Origin of the sequence: Pseudomonas sp. OVF7 (assembly GCF_030644265.1) — a bacterium.
In the GTDB taxonomy this organism is placed as follows: domain Bacteria; phylum Pseudomonadota; class Gammaproteobacteria; order Pseudomonadales; family Pseudomonadaceae; genus Aquipseudomonas; species Aquipseudomonas gorinensis.
Genome location: NZ_CP128996.1, coordinates 3,902,198 through 3,920,412, shown reverse-complemented (window position 1 = coordinate 3,920,412; position 18,215 = coordinate 3,902,198). Strand labels below are relative to the sequence as shown.

Annotated in this window: 16 protein-coding genes; 12 read left to right on the top strand and 4 right to left on the bottom strand. The window is 62.7% G+C overall.

All coding sequences use genetic code 11. The features are described 5' to 3' along the window. The first annotated feature begins 295 nt into the window (after positions 1-295). The 7 genes from QU606_RS17850 (at position 296) to QU606_RS17820 (ending at position 11,250) form a co-directional block, all read left to right on the top strand. On the top strand, positions 296-1,429 hold the full coding sequence (locus tag QU606_RS17850) for an FAD-dependent monooxygenase (RefSeq protein ID WP_024075208.1): 1,134 nt from the start codon (positions 296-298) through the stop codon (positions 1,427-1,429). Beyond that, positions 1,426-2,226 carry an alpha/beta fold hydrolase gene (locus QU606_RS17845; protein WP_277378230.1) on the top strand — a complete coding sequence of 267 codons (801 nt, stop codon included), beginning with the start codon at positions 1,426-1,428 and terminating at the stop codon, positions 2,224-2,226. Before QU606_RS17850 ends, QU606_RS17845 begins: the two co-directional genes overlap by 4 nt. A 10-nt stretch (positions 2,227-2,236) precedes the next feature. Continuing rightward, on the top strand, positions 2,237-2,989 hold the full coding sequence (locus tag QU606_RS17840; protein ID WP_024075206.1) for an Asp/Glu racemase: 753 nt from the start codon (positions 2,237-2,239) through the stop codon (positions 2,987-2,989). Between the two features lie 87 nt (positions 2,990-3,076). Then, entirely contained in the window at positions 3,077-3,709 is a 633-nt protein-coding gene (locus QU606_RS17835) for an N-carbamoylsarcosine amidohydrolase (RefSeq protein WP_024075205.1), read from the top strand. Positions 3,710-3,991: 282 nt separating this feature from the next. Further along, entirely contained in the window at positions 3,992-5,302 is a 1,311-nt protein-coding gene (locus QU606_RS17830; protein WP_024075204.1) for an MFS transporter, read from the top strand. 153 nt (positions 5,303-5,455) lie between these two features. Then, positions 5,456-6,601: a MalY/PatB family protein gene (locus QU606_RS17825; RefSeq protein WP_193690587.1), complete on the top strand. Its 1,146-nt coding sequence runs from the start codon at positions 5,456-5,458 to the stop codon at positions 6,599-6,601. Positions 6,602-6,702: 101 nt separating this feature from the next. Beyond that, a complete protein-coding gene (locus QU606_RS17820) occupies positions 6,703-11,250 on the top strand; it encodes a dermonecrotic toxin domain-containing protein (protein WP_304997265.1) in 4,548 nt (1,515 codons plus the stop codon). Between the two features lie 71 nt (positions 11,251-11,321). Here QU606_RS17820 and QU606_RS17815 read toward each other — a convergent pair whose 3' ends face one another. Beyond that, positions 11,322-11,537, bottom strand: coding sequence for a molybdopterin-binding protein (locus QU606_RS17815; RefSeq protein WP_003173733.1), 216 nt, complete (start codon positions 11,535-11,537; stop codon positions 11,322-11,324). Between the two features lie 317 nt (positions 11,538-11,854). Between QU606_RS17815 and QU606_RS17810 the strand changes: the two genes are divergently transcribed. From QU606_RS17810 to QU606_RS17800, 3 genes are read left to right on the top strand one after another with little or no spacing between them, the layout of a single operon-like run. Continuing rightward, the gene (locus QU606_RS17810) at positions 11,855-12,811 is read left to right on the top strand and encodes an aliphatic sulfonate ABC transporter substrate-binding protein (RefSeq protein ID WP_102623858.1); all 957 of its coding nucleotides are present in this window, start codon (positions 11,855-11,857) and stop codon (positions 12,809-12,811) included. 10 nt (positions 12,812-12,821) lie between these two features. Continuing rightward, the gene (locus QU606_RS17805; RefSeq protein WP_304997264.1) at positions 12,822-13,649 is read left to right on the top strand and encodes an ABC transporter permease; all 828 of its coding nucleotides are present in this window, start codon (positions 12,822-12,824) and stop codon (positions 13,647-13,649) included. Between the two features lie 2 nt (positions 13,650-13,651). After that, complete coding sequence (locus QU606_RS17800) at positions 13,652-14,362, top strand: ABC transporter ATP-binding protein (protein ID WP_150055330.1); 711 nt, start codon at positions 13,652-13,654, stop codon at positions 14,360-14,362. On the opposite strand, the gene QU606_RS17795 is transcribed toward QU606_RS17800, so the two are convergent. Both QU606_RS17795 and QU606_RS17790 read right to left on the bottom strand, forming a co-directional pair. Beyond that, positions 14,359-15,276 (bottom strand): FecR domain-containing protein, encoded by a 918-nt coding sequence (locus QU606_RS17795; protein WP_304997263.1) that lies wholly within the window; start codon positions 15,274-15,276, stop codon positions 14,359-14,361. The genes QU606_RS17800 and QU606_RS17795 overlap by 4 nt on opposite strands. Further along, complete coding sequence (locus QU606_RS17790) at positions 15,273-15,791, bottom strand: sigma-70 family RNA polymerase sigma factor (RefSeq protein ID WP_024075197.1); 519 nt, start codon at positions 15,789-15,791, stop codon at positions 15,273-15,275. The genes QU606_RS17795 and QU606_RS17790 overlap by 4 nt, the downstream gene beginning before the upstream one ends. Before the next feature lie 266 nt (positions 15,792-16,057). Here QU606_RS17790 and QU606_RS17785 point away from each other — a divergent pair, with 266 nt between their 5' ends. Together QU606_RS17785 and QU606_RS17780 are read left to right on the top strand one after the other, a co-directional pair. Then, positions 16,058-17,023, top strand: a complete 966-nt coding sequence (locus QU606_RS17785; RefSeq protein ID WP_304997262.1) for a threo-3-hydroxy-L-aspartate ammonia-lyase — start codon at positions 16,058-16,060, stop codon at positions 17,021-17,023. Further along, complete coding sequence (locus tag QU606_RS17780) at positions 17,020-17,400, top strand: RidA family protein (protein WP_304997261.1); 381 nt, start codon at positions 17,020-17,022, stop codon at positions 17,398-17,400. Before QU606_RS17785 ends, QU606_RS17780 begins: the two co-directional genes overlap by 4 nt. Here the strand turns inward: QU606_RS17780 and QU606_RS17775 are convergent. Beyond that, positions 17,388-18,014: a transcriptional regulator gene (locus QU606_RS17775; protein WP_024075194.1), complete on the bottom strand. Its 627-nt coding sequence runs from the start codon at positions 18,012-18,014 to the stop codon at positions 17,388-17,390. The two genes, QU606_RS17780 and QU606_RS17775, sit on opposite strands and share 13 nt — an antisense overlap. Between the last annotated feature and the right edge of the window lie 201 nt (positions 18,015-18,215).

The following is an 18,215-nucleotide window of genomic DNA, read 5'->3' as shown; positions in this document are numbered from 1 at the left end:
GTTGGGTTGCACCAAGTTCAGGCATTGCGCTTCACTCTAGTGCACTTTTATAGCGTATACGCCATTTAATAACGATAAGACCTGAATTGCAGGCCGACTGCAAGCGCCGCGCCAAACCGTTACCAACCCACACAAACCTAATATTTAATGGCTACCAAGCGTTACACAGGCCGATTGACGCCCAAAAATAAATTTTCAACGATGGACTTCCCATTTCAAAAAATGAGCGTATACACTTTAAAAACCTTGCGGAAAGATACCGCCGAAAAATCAAAAAGAGAGAGGAACACGCCCCATGGGAAGCACACAAAAAATCGCCATCGTCGGTGCCGGCCTGGGTGGCGCGGCGGCAGCCACCCTGTTGCAACAAGCCGGCTTCGACGTGGACGTTTTTGAGCAGGCACCGGAATTTTCCCGGTTGGGCGCGGGCATCCACATGGGCCCCAACATCATGAAAATCTTCCGCCGCATGGGCATCGAGAAGCAGTTGGACTTGATGGGCTCGCACCCCGAGCACTGGTTCAGCCGTTGCGGCGAAACCGGCGACTACCTCTCGCGCATCCCCCTCACCGGCTACGGTGCTTCCTATATCACCGTGCACCGCGGCGACCTGCACGCCTTGCAGATGTCCACCCTCAAGCCCGGCACCCTGCACTTCAACAAGCGCCTGGAAACCCTTGAAGAAACCGATACCCAGGTGCGCCTGACCTTTGCCGACGGCGAAGTGACCTACGCCGATATCGTGATCGGCGCCGACGGCATCAACTCAAAGATCCGCGAAGAACTGCTCGGCGTGGAAAAACCGCTGTACAGCGGCTGGGTCGCGCACCGCGCGCTGATCCGTGGCGACCAGTTGGCCAAGTACGACCTCACGTTCGAGGACTGCATCAAGTGGTGGACCGAAGACCGTCACATGATGGTCTACTACACCACCGGCAAGCGCGACGAGTACTACTACGTGACCGGTGTGCCCCATGCCGAATGGGACTTCCAGGGTGCCTTCGTCGACAGCAGCCGCGAAGAGATGTTCGAGGCGTTCAAGGGTTACCACCCCACCGTGCAGGCGCTGATCGAATCCACCGAAAGCGTGACCAAATGGCCGCTGCGCAACCGCAACCCGTTGCCGCTGTGGAGCCGCGGCCGCCTTGTGCTGTTGGGCGATGCCTGCCACCCGATGAAACCACACATGGCCCAAGGCGCGGGCATGGCCATCGAAGACGCCGCCATGCTCACCCGCTGCCTGCAGGAAACCGGGATCAGCGACTACCGCACCGCCTTCCAGCTCTACGAAGCCAACCGCAAGGAACGTGCGTCCCGCGTGCAGGCCGTGTCCAACGCCAACACCTGGCTGCGCACCCAGGAAGATCCGGCCTGGGTCTACGGCTATGACCTGTACGCCCAGGAGCTGAAATCGGGGGTGGCCGCGTGAGCACCTTCCTCTATGGCGGCAACGTGCAGGCCAATGGCATTCGCCAGCATTACCTGCGCTACGGCGGCAAAGGGCCGGCGCTGATCCTGATCCCGGGCATCACCAGCCCTGCAATCACCTGGGGGTTCGTCGCCGAACGCCTGGGCGAACACTTCGACACCTACGTGCTGGACGTGCGCGGACGTGGGCTGTCCTCCACCGGACCTGGGCTGGACTACAGCGCAGACACCTGCGCCGAGGACATTGGCGCCTTTGCCGACGCACTCCACCTGGACAGCTACCACTTGGTCGGCCATTCCATGGGCGCGCGCTTTGCCGTACGCAGCGCGGTCAAGCACCCCAGGGGCGTCAACCGTGTGGTGCTGATCGACCCACCAGTGTCCGGCCCCGGCCGGCGTGAATACCCGAGCAAACTGCCGTGGTACGTCGACTCGATCCGCCAATCCCTGATCGGCATGGACGCAGAGGCCATGCGCGCCTTCTGCGCCACCTGGACCGACGCGCAACTGCAACTGCGCGCCGAGTGGCTGCACACCTGCTTTGAACCGGCCATCGTGCGTGCCTTCAATGACTTCCACACGGTGGACTTCCACCAAGACCTGCCGCACCTCAAGGCCCCGGCCCTGTTGATGGTGGCCGGGCGTGGTGGCGTGATCCTGGATGACGACATCGCGGAAATCCAGGCCCTGCAACCGAGCATCCAGGTCGCCCGCGTACCGAATGCCGGGCACATGATTCCGTGGGACGACCTCGAAGGCTTCTTCCACGCCCTCGGCGACTTCCTCGTACAACAATAAGGACACCACCATGCAGAAGCTTTACCGCATTGGCCAGATTGTGCCGAGCTCCAACACCACCATGGAAACCGAGATCCCGGCGATGCTCACCGCGCGCCAGGCGATCCGCCCCGAGCGCTTTACCTTTCACTCCAGCCGCATGCGCATGAAGCAAGTGCGCAAGGAAGAACTGGCGGCGATGGACGGCGAATCCGATCGTTGCGCCGTCGAACTGTCCGACGCCAAGGTCGACGTGCTGGGCTATGCGTGCCTGGTGGCGATCATGGCCATGGGCCTGGGCTATCACCGCAACTCCGAACAGCGCCTGCGCAAGGCCACTGCCGATAACGACGCCAACGCCCCGGTGATCACCAGTGCCGGGGCGCTGATCGAAGGCTTGAAAGTCATGGGCGCCAAGCGCATCGCGATTGTCGCGCCCTATATGAAGCCGCTGACCGAACTGGTGGTGAACTACATCCGCGAAGAAGGCTTCGAGGTGGTGGACTGGCGCGCCCTGGAGATCCCCGACAACCTCGACGTGGCCCGTCACGATCCGGCCAACCTGCCGGCCATTGTCGCCGGAATGAACCTACAAGGCGTCGATGTGATCGTGCTGTCGGCCTGCGTGCAGATGCAGTCGCTGCCGGTGGTGGCCAAGGTCGAAGCACAAACCGGCAAGCCAGTGCTCACCGCCGCCATCGCCACCACCTACGCCATGCTCAAGGCCCTGGACCTGGAACCCATCGTTCCCGGCGCCGGCGCCTTGCTCTCCGGCGCGTACTGAAGCGCAGATGGAGAAGTGGCGAGCTGACCCCAACAAACTCCATCACCACAGGGTAAGTGCATTGTCCAAATATGAGGGATTGAAACGATGAGCGAACAATCCGCCAACGCCAACTACCAGGGCGTCTGGGGCAACCGCATCGGCTTCGGTAAAAAAGCCGCCTTGCTGATGATCGACTTCATGCAGGGCTACACCACCGAAGGCGCACCGTTGTTCGCGCCGGGCGTGGTGACTGCCGTGGCTGAGAGCGTCGAGCTGCTGGCCACCGCGCGCAAGCACGGGATTGCGGTGGTGCACACCAATATCCGCTACCATCCCGGCCATTTCGTCGACGGCGGTATCTGGGTAAAAAAGGCCCCAGTGATGAAGGACATGGTCGAAGGCAACCCCCTCGCCGCGTTCTGCGCCGAGGTCGTGCCCCAGGCCGATGAAGTGGTGATCACCAAACAATACGCCAGCGCGTTTTTCGGCAGCAGCCTGGCCCCGATGCTGCACGCCCAGGGCATCGACACAGTGGTACTGGCCGGCTGCTCCACCAGTGGCTGCATTCGTGCAACGGCGGTGGACGCGGTGCAACACGGGTTTCGCACCATCGTCGTGCGCGAGTGCGTCGGCGATCGACACCCGGCGCCCCATGAAGCCAACTTGTTCGATATCGACAGCAAGTACGGCGACGTGGTGAGCAAGCAGGAGGCGATGAGCAAATTCAGGGAGCAATAAGACGTTACTAAGAACTGCGCCGTAGAGCGCGGTCTTGAAAAAACTGAGGCCTGAAGCCAGGCACCTTACCGGTGGCGAGCGAGCTTGCTCGCGTTGGAGTGCGCAGCGCTCCCAGCACTCTGGGGCTGCTCGACGGGAGCAGGCTCCCTCGCCACCGGTAAAGGCCAACCCGACCCCCTCAGTCTTCTGACACTGCCTTTGGACGTCGCTTGTACAGCACGCCGAAGTGCTGGAACAAAGCGGCAGCATAAAAACCATAAGTCACCGCCAGGAGACACCCCAATGCCCATTGCGAATGCAGCACCCGCGACCACGGTCGCCGATCCCGTCAACACGCTCTACCACAAGATCACCTGGAAGCTGATCCCGTTCCTGTGCTTCTGCTATCTGGCCGCGTACCTCGACCGGATCAACATCGGCTTCGCCAAACTGCAGATGCTCGACCAGTTGCAGTTCAGCGAAACCGCGTTCGGCCTCGGGGCCGGCCTGTTCTTCGTGGGCTACATCATCTTTGAAGTACCGAGTAACCTGGTGCTGGAGCGGGTCGGCGCAAAAATCTGGATCGCGCGCATCATGATCACCTGGGGCCTGCTCTCGGCCTGCACCATGCTGGTCACCTCGACCACCCAGTTCTACATCCTGCGCTTTTTGCTCGGTGCCGCCGAAGCGGGCTTTTTGCCTGGGGTGCTGTACTACCTGACCACCTGGTTTCCCACGCACCGGCGCGGACGCATCATTGCGTTGTTCATGATCGGCCTGCCGCTGTCCAGCGTGATCGGCGGCCCGCTGTCCGGCTGGATCATGGGGCACTTCGACCATATGGCGGGCCTGCGTGGCTGGCAGTGGCTGTTCCTGATCGAAGCAGTGCCCAGCGTGCTGCTCGGCGTCCTGACGTTCTGGGCGTTGCCCAACAGCTACCAACAAGCCAAATGGCTGTCGATCGAGGAAAAGACCCTGCTGGAACGCGAGCTGCGCAAGGATGACGCCGACGGTGCCGGCAGCAAGCACAGCTTCCGTGACGGGTTCTTCAACCTCAAGGTGTGGATGCTCGGCGGGATCGACTTTTCGATCCTGCTCAGCGCCTACGCCATGGGGTTCTGGATGCCAACGTTTATCCGCAACGCCGGGGTCACCGACACCTTCCATATCGGCATCCTCACCGCGCTGCCGAGTGTCGCCGCGCTGCTGGGCATGCTGCTGATTGGCGCCAGCTCGGACAAGCACCGCGAACGCCGCTGGCACATCATCGTGCCGTTTTTCATTGGCGCAGCCGCGATGGCCACCAGCACCTTCTTCACCCATAACGTGGCTGCCACCGTGGTGCTGTTCGCGATTGCCTCGGCGGCGATCATCGGCGCGGTGCCGGTGTTCTTCAGCCTGCCGGCGACCTTTCTCAAAGGCACCGCGGCGGCCACCGGCTTCGCCCTGGCCTGCTCGGTGGCGAACATCGCGGGCCTGGTGAGCAACTCCTTGATGGGCGTGGCGATCGACGTCACCGGCAGCAGCGCGGGTGCGTTGTGGTTCTTCGCCGGTTGCCTGATCCTCAGCAGCTTCCTGGTCATCGCCTTGCCGGCGAAACTGGTGAATCGCTGATACCCCAACTTTCTCGGATGAATCACCCTGCAAGGTTTTCTGAAACGCTGGGGACTGACCGACTGAACACCTGCGGCAAGTTGCGCATCGGCAAATGAATGGCGCTAGAATCAGCGCCATTCTTGCCCCCGCCTTTTCCGACACGAGCCCCCCATGAGTTTTGATTTCGACACGATCCACCCCCGCCTCGGCACCGGCAGCACCAAGTGGAACCGTTACCCGCCAGATGTCTTGCCAATGTGGATCGCCGACATGGACATCGCCGCGCCGCCGGCGGTGTTGCAAGCCCTGCGCGAGCGTCTCGAGCAGCAGATCCTCGGCTACAGCGTGGCCGGCCCGGATGTGCGCGAGGCGATTGTCGACGACCTGTGGGCCAAGTACGCGTGGCGCGTGCAACCCGAAGAGCTGCTGTTCCTGCCCGGCGTCGAACCGGGGTTCAACATGGCCCTGCACGCCTTCGTGCAACCCGGCCAACCGGTGGTGCTGCAAACCCCCAACTATCGGCCGATTCGCCTGGCCCCCGGGCACTGGAACCTGCCCCGTATCGAAGTGCCGTTCGACTGCATCGACGGCGAATACCTCACGCCCCTGCCCGCCTTGCGCCAGGCGCTGAGCGGCGCTGGAGCGCTGCTGCTGAGCAACCCGCACAACCCCGTGGGCAAGGTTTTCCCCCGCGCAGAACTGCTGGCCGTGGCCACCGCGTGCCTGGAACAGGGCGCACTGATCATCAGCGACGAGATCCACGCCGAGCTGTGTTTCGATGGGCGTCGCCATATCCCCACCGCCAGCCTCAGCCCGGAGATCGCGCAGCGCACGATCACCCTGATGTCGGCGAGCAAGGCCTACAACGTGGCCGGCCTGAAGACCTGTTTTGCCGTGGTGCAGAACGCCGAGATTCGCGAACGCTTCAACCACGCGCGTTGCGGCATGGTCGATAGTGTCAGCCCCCTGGGCCTGGAAGCCACCCGCGCGGCCTACAGCCAATGCAGCGACTGGCTGGCGGCGCTGGTGCACTACCTGCAAGGCAACCGCGACTACTTGCTTGAGGCGGTGCGAACCCGCTTGCCCGGCGTGGTGATGCATGCACCGCAAGGCACGTTCCTGGCCTGGCTGGATTGCAGCGCCCTGGGGCTGGACGACCCGCAGCAGTTCTTCCTCGAACAGGCCAAGGTCGGTCTGAGCGCCGGTATCGAATTCGGCGATGACAGCCAGCAGTTCGTGCGCCTGAACTTCGGCTGCCCCCGAGCGATGCTCGAAGAGGGTATTCAACGCCTGGAGCGCAGCTTACAAAACCGCTGAAATCGGCTGGAACCGCAACACCGACGTTTCCCACACAGATCAGGTCCACGCCTTGGCGGGGCCAGTCCAGTTGTAGAAACGTTCGCGGAGCCAGCCATCCCATGACGCAATCAATCCAGAACACCGCCCTGCCCCCTGTGCTCGTCCTTAACTCCTACACAGGGGAGGCTCCCCGCAATCAACCGGCCTACACCATTTCGCCGCCGTCGAGCCGCGAAACGCTCAGGCACCAGGGCGACAGCCAACTGGTGCAAAGCCTCGGCCCCGCGCCGTTCGACCATCCGCTTTCGGGCCCGGACTCACTGTTCAACGTCCCGCCCCATTCCACCCTGGGGCTCTGGTTGAAGCAATTGGACGATGCCCTGCGCACGCCAGATTTCAAGCAGTGGATGAAGGCCAATAATATTTCAACGTCAAACGTACAGTTCCACCCCGGGCCCAATACCCTGGAAGTCACCGTCGATGGCCAACCCAAGACCTTCAGCCTGGACGACCACTCCGGCTTTGCGGCAGTGGCCGGGCCGCTGATCCAGGCGGTACAAGCCCTGGGTTTCTGGCCGCCCTCCAGCGGACGACTGCTCGACTACCCGTCCAAGCCGTACGACGTGGCCAGCGCCCAGGATGTGCTGCGCTTCTATGGCATCAGCCAAGCTGACTCGAATGCGCTGAACACCACGGCCCGCAAACAGACATTTGCGCCCATCACCGACACTGACCCCCTGCGCGGCGCGGCCGCCCTGGCCGCACAACAGCGCGTGGTCGGTGACAGCCATGACCGACATCACCTGATCGCCGGCCTGGCCCGACTGCTGGCTGGCCTGCCCGCGCCGCCAGAAACCCTCCTGGCCTTGGCGCGAGGCCTGAACAGCAGCCAGATCAGCGTGCATCCAGGCTCCTCCTACAGCCAGGAGCACCACAACGGCATGGCCGCTCGCGCCAGCCTGGCACAGGTGCTCCAGGCGTCGGGCAGGCGCCCACCCAAAACATCCGGTCAGTTGAAGCGCCTGCTACGCGACCTGAAAGCAGCCGGGCCGCCAAACCCTGTGGACCTGCGCGAAAAATCCCGCTACGCGCAGCGCTTGCAGTCCATGCAGAACGCGCTCCCCAACGTGCGCAACGAGGCGAAGAAGTGGGCCGAAGAGATCATCTTCACCTTGACTGGGCGCAAGGTCGATGCTGACACCGTGTTCCTCAATCGCTTCTACAACGCGGATTCGGCGCCCACCGTCACCGGCTGGGAACACCTGGGCACAGAGCCGTTACGCTCCCAGCGCCTGCCGGACGCGCTGCTGAGCAACTTCGGCGAGCAGGATTGGACACCGGGCGTGCTCGACCAGGATGCCGGGCTCTATACGGTGGGTACCGGCGAGAGCAAAAAACGCGGTTATGGCGTGCATAATCAGTTCCCGCTCACCCCTTCAAGGCTGATGCATGAGAGTTGGAAAACCGACTTTCAGGAACTCACGGCGACCCGGCAGGCGCGCTTCTGGAAAGACCATGGCGACGACTACCGCATGGCCTTGAAGGGCAATTTTGTCGCCCAGGCGCGCCAGCAACGCATGGCGTACGAAAAGGCTTCGCCGGCCGAACGTGAGAAAATGCCGCCTGAGCAGCGGTTTACCCATGACGACTATCAGTGGGTGATGGGAGCCGCGTCCAACCTGCCACTGAAGGAGCATCGGCCCCTGACCGTCGAACAGCTGAAGGCGACGGCTCCGGTCAAGGTGTCGACCCACGTGTTTGATATCAACGGCTTTCAATCCAGCGATATCCTGCGCTTTACCGGCCACGACGAGGCGTATCGATCGGTGCGCGACCGTCGCGACGGCGTGCAGATCCTCTACATTCCAGGCCATCAACCGGCCTTTCTTCGCTTCGATTCCCTGGAAAAAATGGACCAATGGGTCACCGAGCAAGGCAAGGATCCCGATAAGCTCAAGGCGCTGGCATCACATTTTTCGCTCAGGGATCGGCAGGACAACGACAACGGTTTCTGGACAGGCTTGAAGACGTTTTTCACCGGCGACGATCAATCGAACAAAGGCGTGGACCGCGCCTTGAAGTACCTGGGCAGCGGGTACTGGGACAATCTCGAAGGCACCGTGATCGATCAAGCCAATGTGCGCATTCAGGGCGATGTATTCAGCGCCATGACGGACGCGGCCCGCAAACGCATGACCAGCGATACGGACATCGCGATCAAATCCAACAGCGAGGTGACCCGTGATACCTGGCTGAACGATGTGACCGCAGCGGCGGGCCTGGTGACCAAGCTGGCGGTGATTGGCGAGCCGGTGGTCGTGGGCATCGCCGCCGCCACCGGTCTTGCAGAAACGGCGTTGGGCGCAGAGAAAGCCTATTCCGGCGATACCCAGGCGGAACGCAGGCAGGGCGCATCCGCGGCGCTGGACGGTGTGCTCAATACGCTGTTCGCTGTCGCGGGCGGCACGGACCCGGTGGCCAGCGACCCGTTTGAGCTGCCGCGCGAACGCCCCGCCGTCCTCCCGCTGCGCAACGAAGTGTTTTCAGACGGCCAGCGCGCCCAGGTGATTGACCACGCCCTGACGCCGAATGCCTACACCCTGCCCCGAACCAACGGCTACGACCTGGTCGACGGTGACAGGATCTATCGCTATCGAGACTCCCGGCCTGGGGAGCTGACCGACCTCCAAGCGCAGGAGCCTGCCCAGCCCCTGGACGATTTCGAGGCGATTTGCCCGGCCCCCGCGGCGGGGCGGCGTGTCCGGCGCGGCGCCAACGACGAATGCTTCGCCAAAATCCTTAACGACCTGCCCGAGCCCAAGGCACAGCTGCAGGCCCTGGAGCATGTGCGGCTGTTCCCCTCCAAGCCCAGTTTGTTCAGCAAGGACCGCTGGGTGATCCACGAAAAACGCCTGCATAAAATGCTTGAAACCGACATCGGCTCACAACTGGTGCCGGTCAACGACGCCAAGCGCATCACCTATAAACGCCAGGTCCGCGGCAAGCTCGTGGCCGACCCGGGCTTTGGGTTCTATCCAGGCAACACCTTGGGGCCACTCGCGGAACAGACGCGGGTGGTCAAGCTGAACAAGATCAGCGAAGCCGTTGACGACCAGCGTCAACTGAGGGCCGTGGTCGTCACCAGCGGTACCCAGCCCTACCTGGTCGTGGAAGCGGACACCGCCGAGTTCTACTATGCCCCGCTGGACAAAAAACAGACCGGCGATATCACGTTCAAAAAGTGCAGCCCCACCGAATTGGACCTGGTGCAAGGCTACCGACAGTTCCTGGGCTTGAACCACAGCACCCAGGCCCTGGATGCCGATTTCATCGCACTGCCCAAGCTCAAGGGCGTGTACCCGCAGCTCGAAGCGGCGGGCTATGCAAAAGCCGATGTGGATGAACTCAAACAGCTGTGCAAAGCGTTGACCGATGAGCAGCAGCGGGAAGTGGTCTACCAGCTGCAGCGGGCCAAAGCCATCACCCCGCCTGACGTTGCACTGCGGCCACAGCAGGTTTCAGCGCTGGAAAAACCGGCGGACTTTGCCCGCTGGCCCGCCGCCCGGCAGAACCGGTTTTACGCCGAGAACGCCAAGGCCCAGGTCCAGCAAGCGCTCAAGGCCACCGGGCTCGGCCCTGGCAACCAGCTGCGTTCGGCGAATGACCTGGCCCGGGCGGATGCGGCCGACATGACGCTCAACTGGCTGCGCCGTACCGCCGACTTGCGCGCGCCGAACGGCCCCGACCTGATCATGAAGACCGGTGCCGGCAACTGCGGCGAAATGGCGCTGCTGTCCAGGGACATCATCGGCAAGAGTGGCGGCAAGGCGGCAGAATGGCGCGCGGGCGACGCGCACGCGTTCACCGTGATCGGCGGCCCACCCGGCCCGGTCAGCGCGACAACCGACTTCGCCGGACCAGCCTGGGCCGATGCCTGGGTCGTCGACCCTTGGGCGGACATCGCCTGCCCTGCGTCTGAGTACACGCAGCAACTGCAGGCCACCATGGCCAAATGGGACGCCGCCGGCTTGAAGATTCGTCAAGGCGGCCAAGCCAATATGAGCCCCCTCGACCCGGACTGGATCGACACCCTGGTCAAGCAACCGAAGCGCCCTTACGAGCTGTCGCGCCCCCGGAACGCGAAGGTCCCGGCAGTACGCCCGCCATCATTGCAACCGGCCGCCCCTGTCCACGTGGCCATGGGCGAATCGACCACCCTCAGCAATAACCACGCCCCCCTGTCGACCCGCAGCCTGAGCGACTGCTCGGCGCTGGCGGTACTCAGCGACTGGAATGGCAGCACCTACCAGACCCGTACGCTGATGCACCTGACCGGCAGCAACCTGGAACTGGGCCTGCGCGATGGCAACGCCCAGCAACTGCTGGACAACCTGTTGGCGTCATTGAACAAAGGGGGGCGCGTGATACTGGTCGGCGGGGTCAACACCCAATCCACTCAGGGGTTGGCCACGGTTATCGGACAAACGCTCAATGGGCAGCAGCCCCTCAACGCGTTGCTCAAGGAGCGGCCGGGGGTCACGGTGACGATTGCCAGCTCAGCGGGTATTACTGTCAACGCCGATGGCACCTTCGAGCTGATCGAAGGCACCGGCAAGGGGGTACTGCCCCCCGAAGAGCTGCGCGCCATCTTCGACCGCATCGATTGAGAGGTTCAGCCACACGCCTTTCACCGGCGATGGTGGCCAGCACCGCCGGCTACCGTCACCGGTGCAGTGGGTCAAAGCTTGGCGATGGACACTTCGGTCGACTTCACAAACGCGATCACTTCACTGCCGACCTTCAATTCCAGGTCCCGCACCGAGCGAGTGGTGATGACTGAGGTGACAATCCCGGACGCGGTTTGCACGTCGATTTCAGAGACCACCTCCCCGAGCAGAATTTCCTTGATTACGCCCTTGAACTGGTTGCGCACGTTGATCGCTTTAATGGTCATGTCGGCTTTCCTTTTGGCTGTTGGGTCAATCCGCACGAATGCGCAGACCCTCAAAATGCGCCAACCGCAAAGACATTAAAAGGAATATATAACTCTTTATTTATTCTATTTGGATATATTCAAGCTGTTGCACCACCGACACTTGATCAACAGTTTGCCCCTCTCACAACAGCCTTGGCCCTTCGAAGCCCCGTAAATACGCGTGCAAACGAGATGGCACAGAGACTGCATATTCCTGAAAAGCATGATGGAACATGCCATTTCATTTTTATGAATATAAGAAAAGCCCTCTCTCAACGCCTTGCCGGAGCTGTTCCATGAAACCCTTCACTCAACGCTTACTCGGCGCATGCGCGCTGGTCCTGTGCCTGCAACCCCTGGCCCAGGCCGCCGAAGCCGACCCTGTCGAAGTCAACCTGGACTATGCCTACTATTCGCCCGTCAGCCTGGTGCTCAAGCATTTCGGCTGGCTGGAACAAGCCTTGCCGCACTCCAAGGTGGGCTGGGTATTGAGCCAGGGCAGCAACCGGTCCCTGGAATACCTCAACAGCGGCGGCGTGGACTTTGCCTCCTCCGCCAGCCTGTCGGCGGTATTGAGCCGGGCCAACGGCAGCCCGATCAAATCGGTGTACGTCTACAGTCGCGCCGAATGGACCGCCCTTGTGGTGCGCAAGGACTCGCCATTCAAGAGCGTCACCGACCTCAAGGGCAAGAAAATCGCCGCCACCAAAGGCACCGACCCTTACCTGTTCACGCTGCGCAGCCTGCAACAAGCCGGGTTGAAGAAGGACGATGTGGAGCTGGTGCACCTGCAGCACCCCGACGGCCGCACGGCCCTGGAGAAAGGTGACGTGGACGCCTGGGCCGGTCTCGACCCGCACATGGCCGCCAGCGAAATCCAGGCCGGTTCGCGCCTGCTGTACCGCAACAAGGCGTTCAACAGTTACGGTGTCGTCAGCGTGACCGAAAAGTTCGCCAAGGAGCATCCACAGACCATCACCAAAGTGCTCGGCGCTTATGAAAAGGCCCGGGATTGGGCGGTGAAGCACCCGGAGGAGTTCGCCAAGCTGCTCGCCGACGAGTCCGGCCTGCCGTTGGAAGTGGCCAAGCTGCAACTGTCGCGTACGGATCTGAGTACACCGTTCTTGAGCAGCAAGGATGTGCTGTCGTCCAAGGCTGCCGCACCGATCCTGGTGTCCGAAGCGTTGGTGCGCAAAGGCGTGAATGTGGACGAGGTGATCGACCAGTTGATCGACACCTCGTTCGGCCACTGAGGAACCCGTGATGACCAGCAAAACCCAAGCACTCCCCCTGGCCACGCCCGTGGCGACCAACCGCAGTGCCTGGCCAAGGCGGCTCAAGGGCCTGGTGTTGCCGGTGCTGATCCTACTGGTGCTGGAGGCGGTGGTACGCGTGGGTTGGCTGCCGTCCTACCAGATGCCGGCGCCCAGCGAGATTGCCGTGACCCTGACGGACCTGGCCGAAGGCGCATTGTGGAAACACATCAGCGCCAGCCTCGGCCGGGTGTTGCTCGGGTTTGCCATCGGCGCCAGCCTGGCCCTGGTATTCGCCGCCTGGGTCGGGTTGAGCCGTGAGGCCGAAGCCTATCTGGAACCGACCTTCGCCGGCTTGCGCTCGATCCCCAGCCTGGCCTGGGTGCCGCTGTTGTTGCTGTGGCTGGGCATCGATGAAACCTCGAAAATCGTACTGATCGCGATCGGCGCGTTTTTCCCGGTGTACCTCAATGGCGTCGCGGCGATACGCGATATCGACCGCAAGCTGGTGGAGGTCGGGCAAATGTATGGGTTCAGCCGACGGCGCCTGGTACGCCGCATCCTGTTGCCTGCCGCCCTGCCCGGCCTGTTCACCGGGTTGCGCAGCGGCTTGAGCCTGGCGTGGATGTTCCTGGTGGCAGCCGAGTTGATCGCGGCCACCAAGGGCCTGGGTTACCTGCTCAGCGATGGGCGGGAAACCTCACGGCCAGACATCGTGCTCGCAGCGATCATCGTATTGGCGCTATTGGGCAAGGTCAGCGATGGCTTGCTCGCCACCCTGGAGAAACGCTGCCTGGCCTGGCGTGACACCTTCAACGGCCAAGGCACGGAGCGATAGGCATGCAACCTTTATTGGATATTCGCGTGGCGCGTAAAAACTTCGCCAGCACCACGGTCTTGAGAGATGTGCACCTGGCCCTGCAGCCGCGTGAAGCCGTGAGCCTGCTCGGCCCCAGCGGTTGCGGCAAAAGTACCTTGCTGCGCATCGTCGCCGGGCTGGAAACCGACTTCCAGGGCGAGTTGCGCAGCCCTGAAGGTGAAGTGGCGTTTGTGTTCCAGGAACCCCGGCTGATGCCCTGGCTCACGGTGGAACAGAACATCGGCTTGCGCGACGACCAGCACTACGACCGGGCCTGGGTGACGCAGTTGATCGAGGAAGTCGGCCTCACGGGCTTTGCCCAGGCGCTGCCCAAGGCACTGTCCGGGGGCATGGCGCAACGGGTGGCGATCGCACGCGGCTTGTATTCGCGACCGCAGGTGCTCTTGCTGGATGAGCCGTTCAGCGCGGTGGATGCGTTTACCCGCATGAAGCTGCAAGACCTGTTGCTGCAACTGGCGGCGCACCATGCCATTGCTTTGTTGCTGGTGACCCATGATGTGGATGAGGCGCTCTACCTGAGTGATCGGGTATTGGTGATGGACAACCGGCCGAGCAGCATTCGCCAGGAACTGGCGGTGGACTTGCCGCACCCAAGGGACCGGCGTGATCCGTTGTTGGCGCAGCTCAAGGCGTTGTCGCTGACGCACCTGCAGCGCGCTCATGTGATCTAGGCGTTCTTGCGCAACGTTACCCAATACCGTGTCCGCGCCTGCACCTCAAGCCCCAGGGTCGAGGCCAGCAGGTTGAGGACGCGGTCGGTGTCATCCAGGCGAAAACTCCCCGTGACCCGCAACGTCTCCAGGCTCGGATCCCAGCGCAACACACCTGGCCGATAACGTGCCAGTTCGCGCAAAAAGTCCCCCAGCGCCTGGTTCTGGGCGGTCAGTACACCGTCGCGCCATCCCAATTGCAGCACGTCAAACGGCGCCCATGCACCCAGTCCGCCAGCGTTCAACGGCGCCTGCTGGCCACCCGGCAACGTCGCCAACCTGCCGCTCAAGTCGCGCACCTGCACCGCGCCCTTCAGGACCGACACCCGGCAGCCAGCGGTCAGTTGCCGCACACACACCTCGGCCTGGCTGACCCGCAGTTGCCCGTAGCCTGTATCCAGCGTGAGGGCGGCCGCGCCGGGCACGTTCAAGGCCAGTTCCCCTTCCACCAAGGTGATACGCCGTTGCGCCAGGTCCACGTCCACCGCGGTGGCGGTATTGAGCTGCAGGCTGGCGCCGTCGGCCAGGGACAGGCGCTTGCGCTCGCCGGTGGCGGTGTGCAGGTCGGCACGCCAGACCTCGATAGGCAACTGGCGGCTGATCAACCAGGCGGTCGGCAGCAGCGCCGCCACGCCCAACGCACGCTTGAGCAACGCGCGTCGCCCCGGTTGCGGGCGGTCGAGGCTGGCCATCGCCAATGCCTGGGGCAACTCACTGAAGCGCTGGCGCAGGGATTGGGCTTTTTGCCAGGTCTGTTCATGCTGGGGGTGGCTGTCACGCCAGTGCTGCAGCGCGGCGTGATCGCGCTCGGTGGCGGCGCCAGATTCCAGCAGCGCCAGCCACTGGGCAGCGGCGCGCGCAATATCTCGGCTCACAGGTCCACCAACAGGCAATGCTCATACGCCTGCGCCATGTAGCGTTTCACCGTGCGCTCCGACACCTCCAGCCGCTCGGCGATCTCGCGATAACCCAAGCCTTCGAGCTGACTCCAGAGAAACGCGCGGCGCACCAGCACCGGCAAACCGTCGAGCAGTTCATCCAGGGCTTGCAAGGTTTCCAGCACCAGCCAGCGCTGCTCGGGCGACGGCACGCAGGCTTCGGGCAGGTTCGCCAGGGCGTTCAGGTAAGCCTGTTCCAGGCTGCGCCGCTGATGAAAATTGACCAGCAGGCGCTTGCCCACTGTCACCAGATAAGCCCGTGGCTCCTGCATCTGCGCAATCGGCTGGGCACTGGCGAGCACCCGCAAAAAGGTGTCCTGACTCAGGTCCGCTGCATCCCAGGCATTGCCCAGGCGCCGCCGCAGCCAGCTTTCCAGCCAGCCGCGATGCTCACGGTACAGGCTCGACAGGGTCAGTTCGGGGGCGTGCGTCGGGACAACAGCATCATTCATGGCAACCACCTGCACGGCGCGATTGAGTCTCAAATGAGATTAATTCTATTTAATATCCTGCCGTGACACCATGATCTTTTCAACATTGGGTTTAGAGTGTTACAGCGTTCTGGCGCGGCAAGTCACGTTTTGGCGCCCTGTGCGCCATGCCGATCCTCCAAAGATCAGGGAAGCCCGAGCGCGAACACGCCGGTGCGCACAATCGAAACTTTACTCTTTGTCTTGTTATGGATATTTTATCCAGACACTTCAACAAGGCCCGTCTCATGCTCACGTCCACTTACCAAGACGTCATCGCCGCCGCTGAACGCCTGGAAGGCTTCGCCCATCGCACCCCGGTATTCACCTCACGCACCCTCGACGCCGAGACCGGCGCCCAGGTCTTCATCAAGTGCGAGAACCTGCAACGGGGCGGCTCGTTCAAGTTTCGCGGCGCGTTCAATGCCCTTTCGCAGTTTGACCCGCAGCAGCGCAAGGCCGGGGTGGTGGCGTTTTCTTCGGGTAACCATGCCCAGGGCATTGCCTTGGCGGCAGGCCTGCTCGGCATACCAGCGACCCTCGTGATGCCCACCGATGCGCCCGCCGCCAAGGTCGCGGCCACTCGGGGCTATGGCGCCAGCGTGGTGCTGTATGACCGTTTCAGCGAAGACCGCGAGCAGATCGGCCGTACCCTGGCCGCAGAACACGGCCTGACCCTGATCCCACCCTATGACCATCCTGATGTACTCGCGGGGCAAGGCACCGCGGCCAAGGAGTTGCTGGAATTCACCGGCCCGCTGGATGCGTTGTTCGTGGGCCTGGGCGGTGGCGGCATGCTCTCGGGCACCGCCCTGAGTACCCGCGCCCTGGCACCCGATTGCCTGCTCTACGGTGTCGAGCCCGAGGCCGGGGATGACGGCCAACGCTCGTTTCGCAGCGGCAGCATCGTGCATATCGACACCCCCGCGACCATCGCCGACGGTGCCCAGACCCAGCACCTGGGCAACTGCACCTTCCCAATCATCCGCGACAAGGTGGACGACATTCTTACCGTCACCGACACGCAACTGGTGGCAGAAATGAAGTTCTTCATGCAGCGCATGAAGATGGTGGTGGAGCCCACCGGCTGCCTGGGCCTGGCGGCGTTACGCCAACTGGGCAAGCGGTTCAAGGGCCAGCGCGTGGGCATTATCGTCACCGGCGGCAACGTGGATATCGAGCGATACGCCGCCCTGCTCCGCGAGGCGCCATGAAGATCATCCAGACATCGAGTGCGGCCAAACCGGCCGGCCATTACGCCCAGGCGATCGGTCACGCCGGCACCCTGTATATCTCCGGGCAACTGCCGGTGAGCGCCGATGGGCGCCATCACCCCGAGGCGTCGTTCGCCGCACAGGCCCAGGTGGCGCTGGAGAACCTGTTGGCCATCTTGAAGGCGGCGGGCGGCTCGCCACAGGACCTGGTGAAAATCACGGTATATGTGGTCGGGGTCCAGCACTGGGCTGAATTCGACCAGCTCTACGCCGCCGCATTGGGCGAGCACCGCCCTGCCCGCGCCGTGGTGCCGGTACCTCAATTGCACCACGGCTATCAGGTCGAGATCGAAGCGCTGGCGCGTTACTTGGCGTAGGTATAGACCGCCGCGCGCGACACCCCCAGGTGCGAGGCCACGGTTTCCATGGCCCGGCGAATGTCGAGGCAACCCGAATCTTTCAACTCCTGCATCAACACGCGTCGATCTGCGGTCTTCAATGCGCGCGGCGTGGTTGCCAGGCGCGCGGCGAACTGGTCGATGCGTGCACGGATCGCGTCGGCGCCGGAGGGATCGAGAGACTCGCCGAGCTTGTCACCACTGACCGAACCGAACTGCTCCAGCAGGCCCTGCAAACCACGAAACAACGTGAGGTCGACATTCAGGCACAGGGCGGCGACGTACTGGCCGCGAGCGTCCTTGATGCCGATCGACGTGCTTTTGACCTGGCGCCCATCGGCGAACTGGTTCTGGTAATTGGCAATGACCTGCGGGTAGTCCGGGTCGGCGATACGTGCCAGCCCCAACTCGGTGGCCGGGTCACCGGGGGCACGCCCGGAGAGGTTGTTATGGATGGCCAGGATCGCGTGCTGCGGGTCGCGCAAGTCGTGCAGCACCACTTCGCAGAACGGGCTGAAGGTTTTGCTCAAGCCTTCGGCAATCTGTTCGAGCTGGCTGATCAGGGTGGTGTCTTGGAGAGAGGTCTTTTTCATGCAAGACAACATATCCAGTCCTGGACAGGGCGTCAATTTGCACCCTGCCCTTCACTTCACAGCCCGCGACATCCAATGGGCTCCGGGCAGCGACCGAAAACCGCACATCTTGTCCGTTGACCACTGGGACCACACCCCATATAGTGTGCCCACAAACAAAACAGACCACTACATAGTGTGCAGCATCGGTATTTATCGACC

What these genes read in the sequence shown, in the direction of transcription:
- QU606_RS17810 (WP_102623858.1), top strand. Translation starts at nt 11,855, where the DNA reads ATGAAACCCTTCACTCAACGCTTACTCGGCGCATGCGCGCTGGTCCTG.
- QU606_RS17815 (WP_003173733.1), bottom strand. Translation starts at nt 11,537, where the DNA reads ATGACCATTAAAGCGATCAACGTGCGCAACCAGTTCAAGGGCGTAATC.
- QU606_RS17780 (WP_304997261.1), top strand. Translation starts at nt 17,020, where the DNA reads ATGAAGATCATCCAGACATCGAGTGCGGCCAAACCGGCCGGCCATTAC.
- QU606_RS17805 (WP_304997264.1), top strand. Translation starts at nt 12,822, where the DNA reads ATGACCAGCAAAACCCAAGCACTCCCCCTGGCCACGCCCGTGGCGACC.
- QU606_RS17850 (WP_024075208.1), top strand. Translation starts at nt 296, where the DNA reads ATGGGAAGCACACAAAAAATCGCCATCGTCGGTGCCGGCCTGGGTGGC.
- QU606_RS17835 (WP_024075205.1), top strand. Translation starts at nt 3,077, where the DNA reads ATGAGCGAACAATCCGCCAACGCCAACTACCAGGGCGTCTGGGGCAAC.
- QU606_RS17800 (WP_150055330.1), top strand. Translation starts at nt 13,652, where the DNA reads ATGCAACCTTTATTGGATATTCGCGTGGCGCGTAAAAACTTCGCCAGC.
- QU606_RS17825 (WP_193690587.1), top strand. Translation starts at nt 5,456, where the DNA reads ATGAGTTTTGATTTCGACACGATCCACCCCCGCCTCGGCACCGGCAGC.
- QU606_RS17830 (WP_024075204.1), top strand. Translation starts at nt 3,992, where the DNA reads ATGCCCATTGCGAATGCAGCACCCGCGACCACGGTCGCCGATCCCGTC.
- QU606_RS17785 (WP_304997262.1), top strand. Translation starts at nt 16,058, where the DNA reads ATGCTCACGTCCACTTACCAAGACGTCATCGCCGCCGCTGAACGCCTG.
- QU606_RS17820 (WP_304997265.1), top strand. Translation starts at nt 6,703, where the DNA reads ATGACGCAATCAATCCAGAACACCGCCCTGCCCCCTGTGCTCGTCCTT.
- QU606_RS17790 (WP_024075197.1), bottom strand. Translation starts at nt 15,791, where the DNA reads ATGAATGATGCTGTTGTCCCGACGCACGCCCCCGAACTGACCCTGTCG.
- QU606_RS17775 (WP_024075194.1), bottom strand. Translation starts at nt 18,014, where the DNA reads ATGAAAAAGACCTCTCTCCAAGACACCACCCTGATCAGCCAGCTCGAA.
- QU606_RS17840 (WP_024075206.1), top strand. Translation starts at nt 2,237, where the DNA reads ATGCAGAAGCTTTACCGCATTGGCCAGATTGTGCCGAGCTCCAACACC.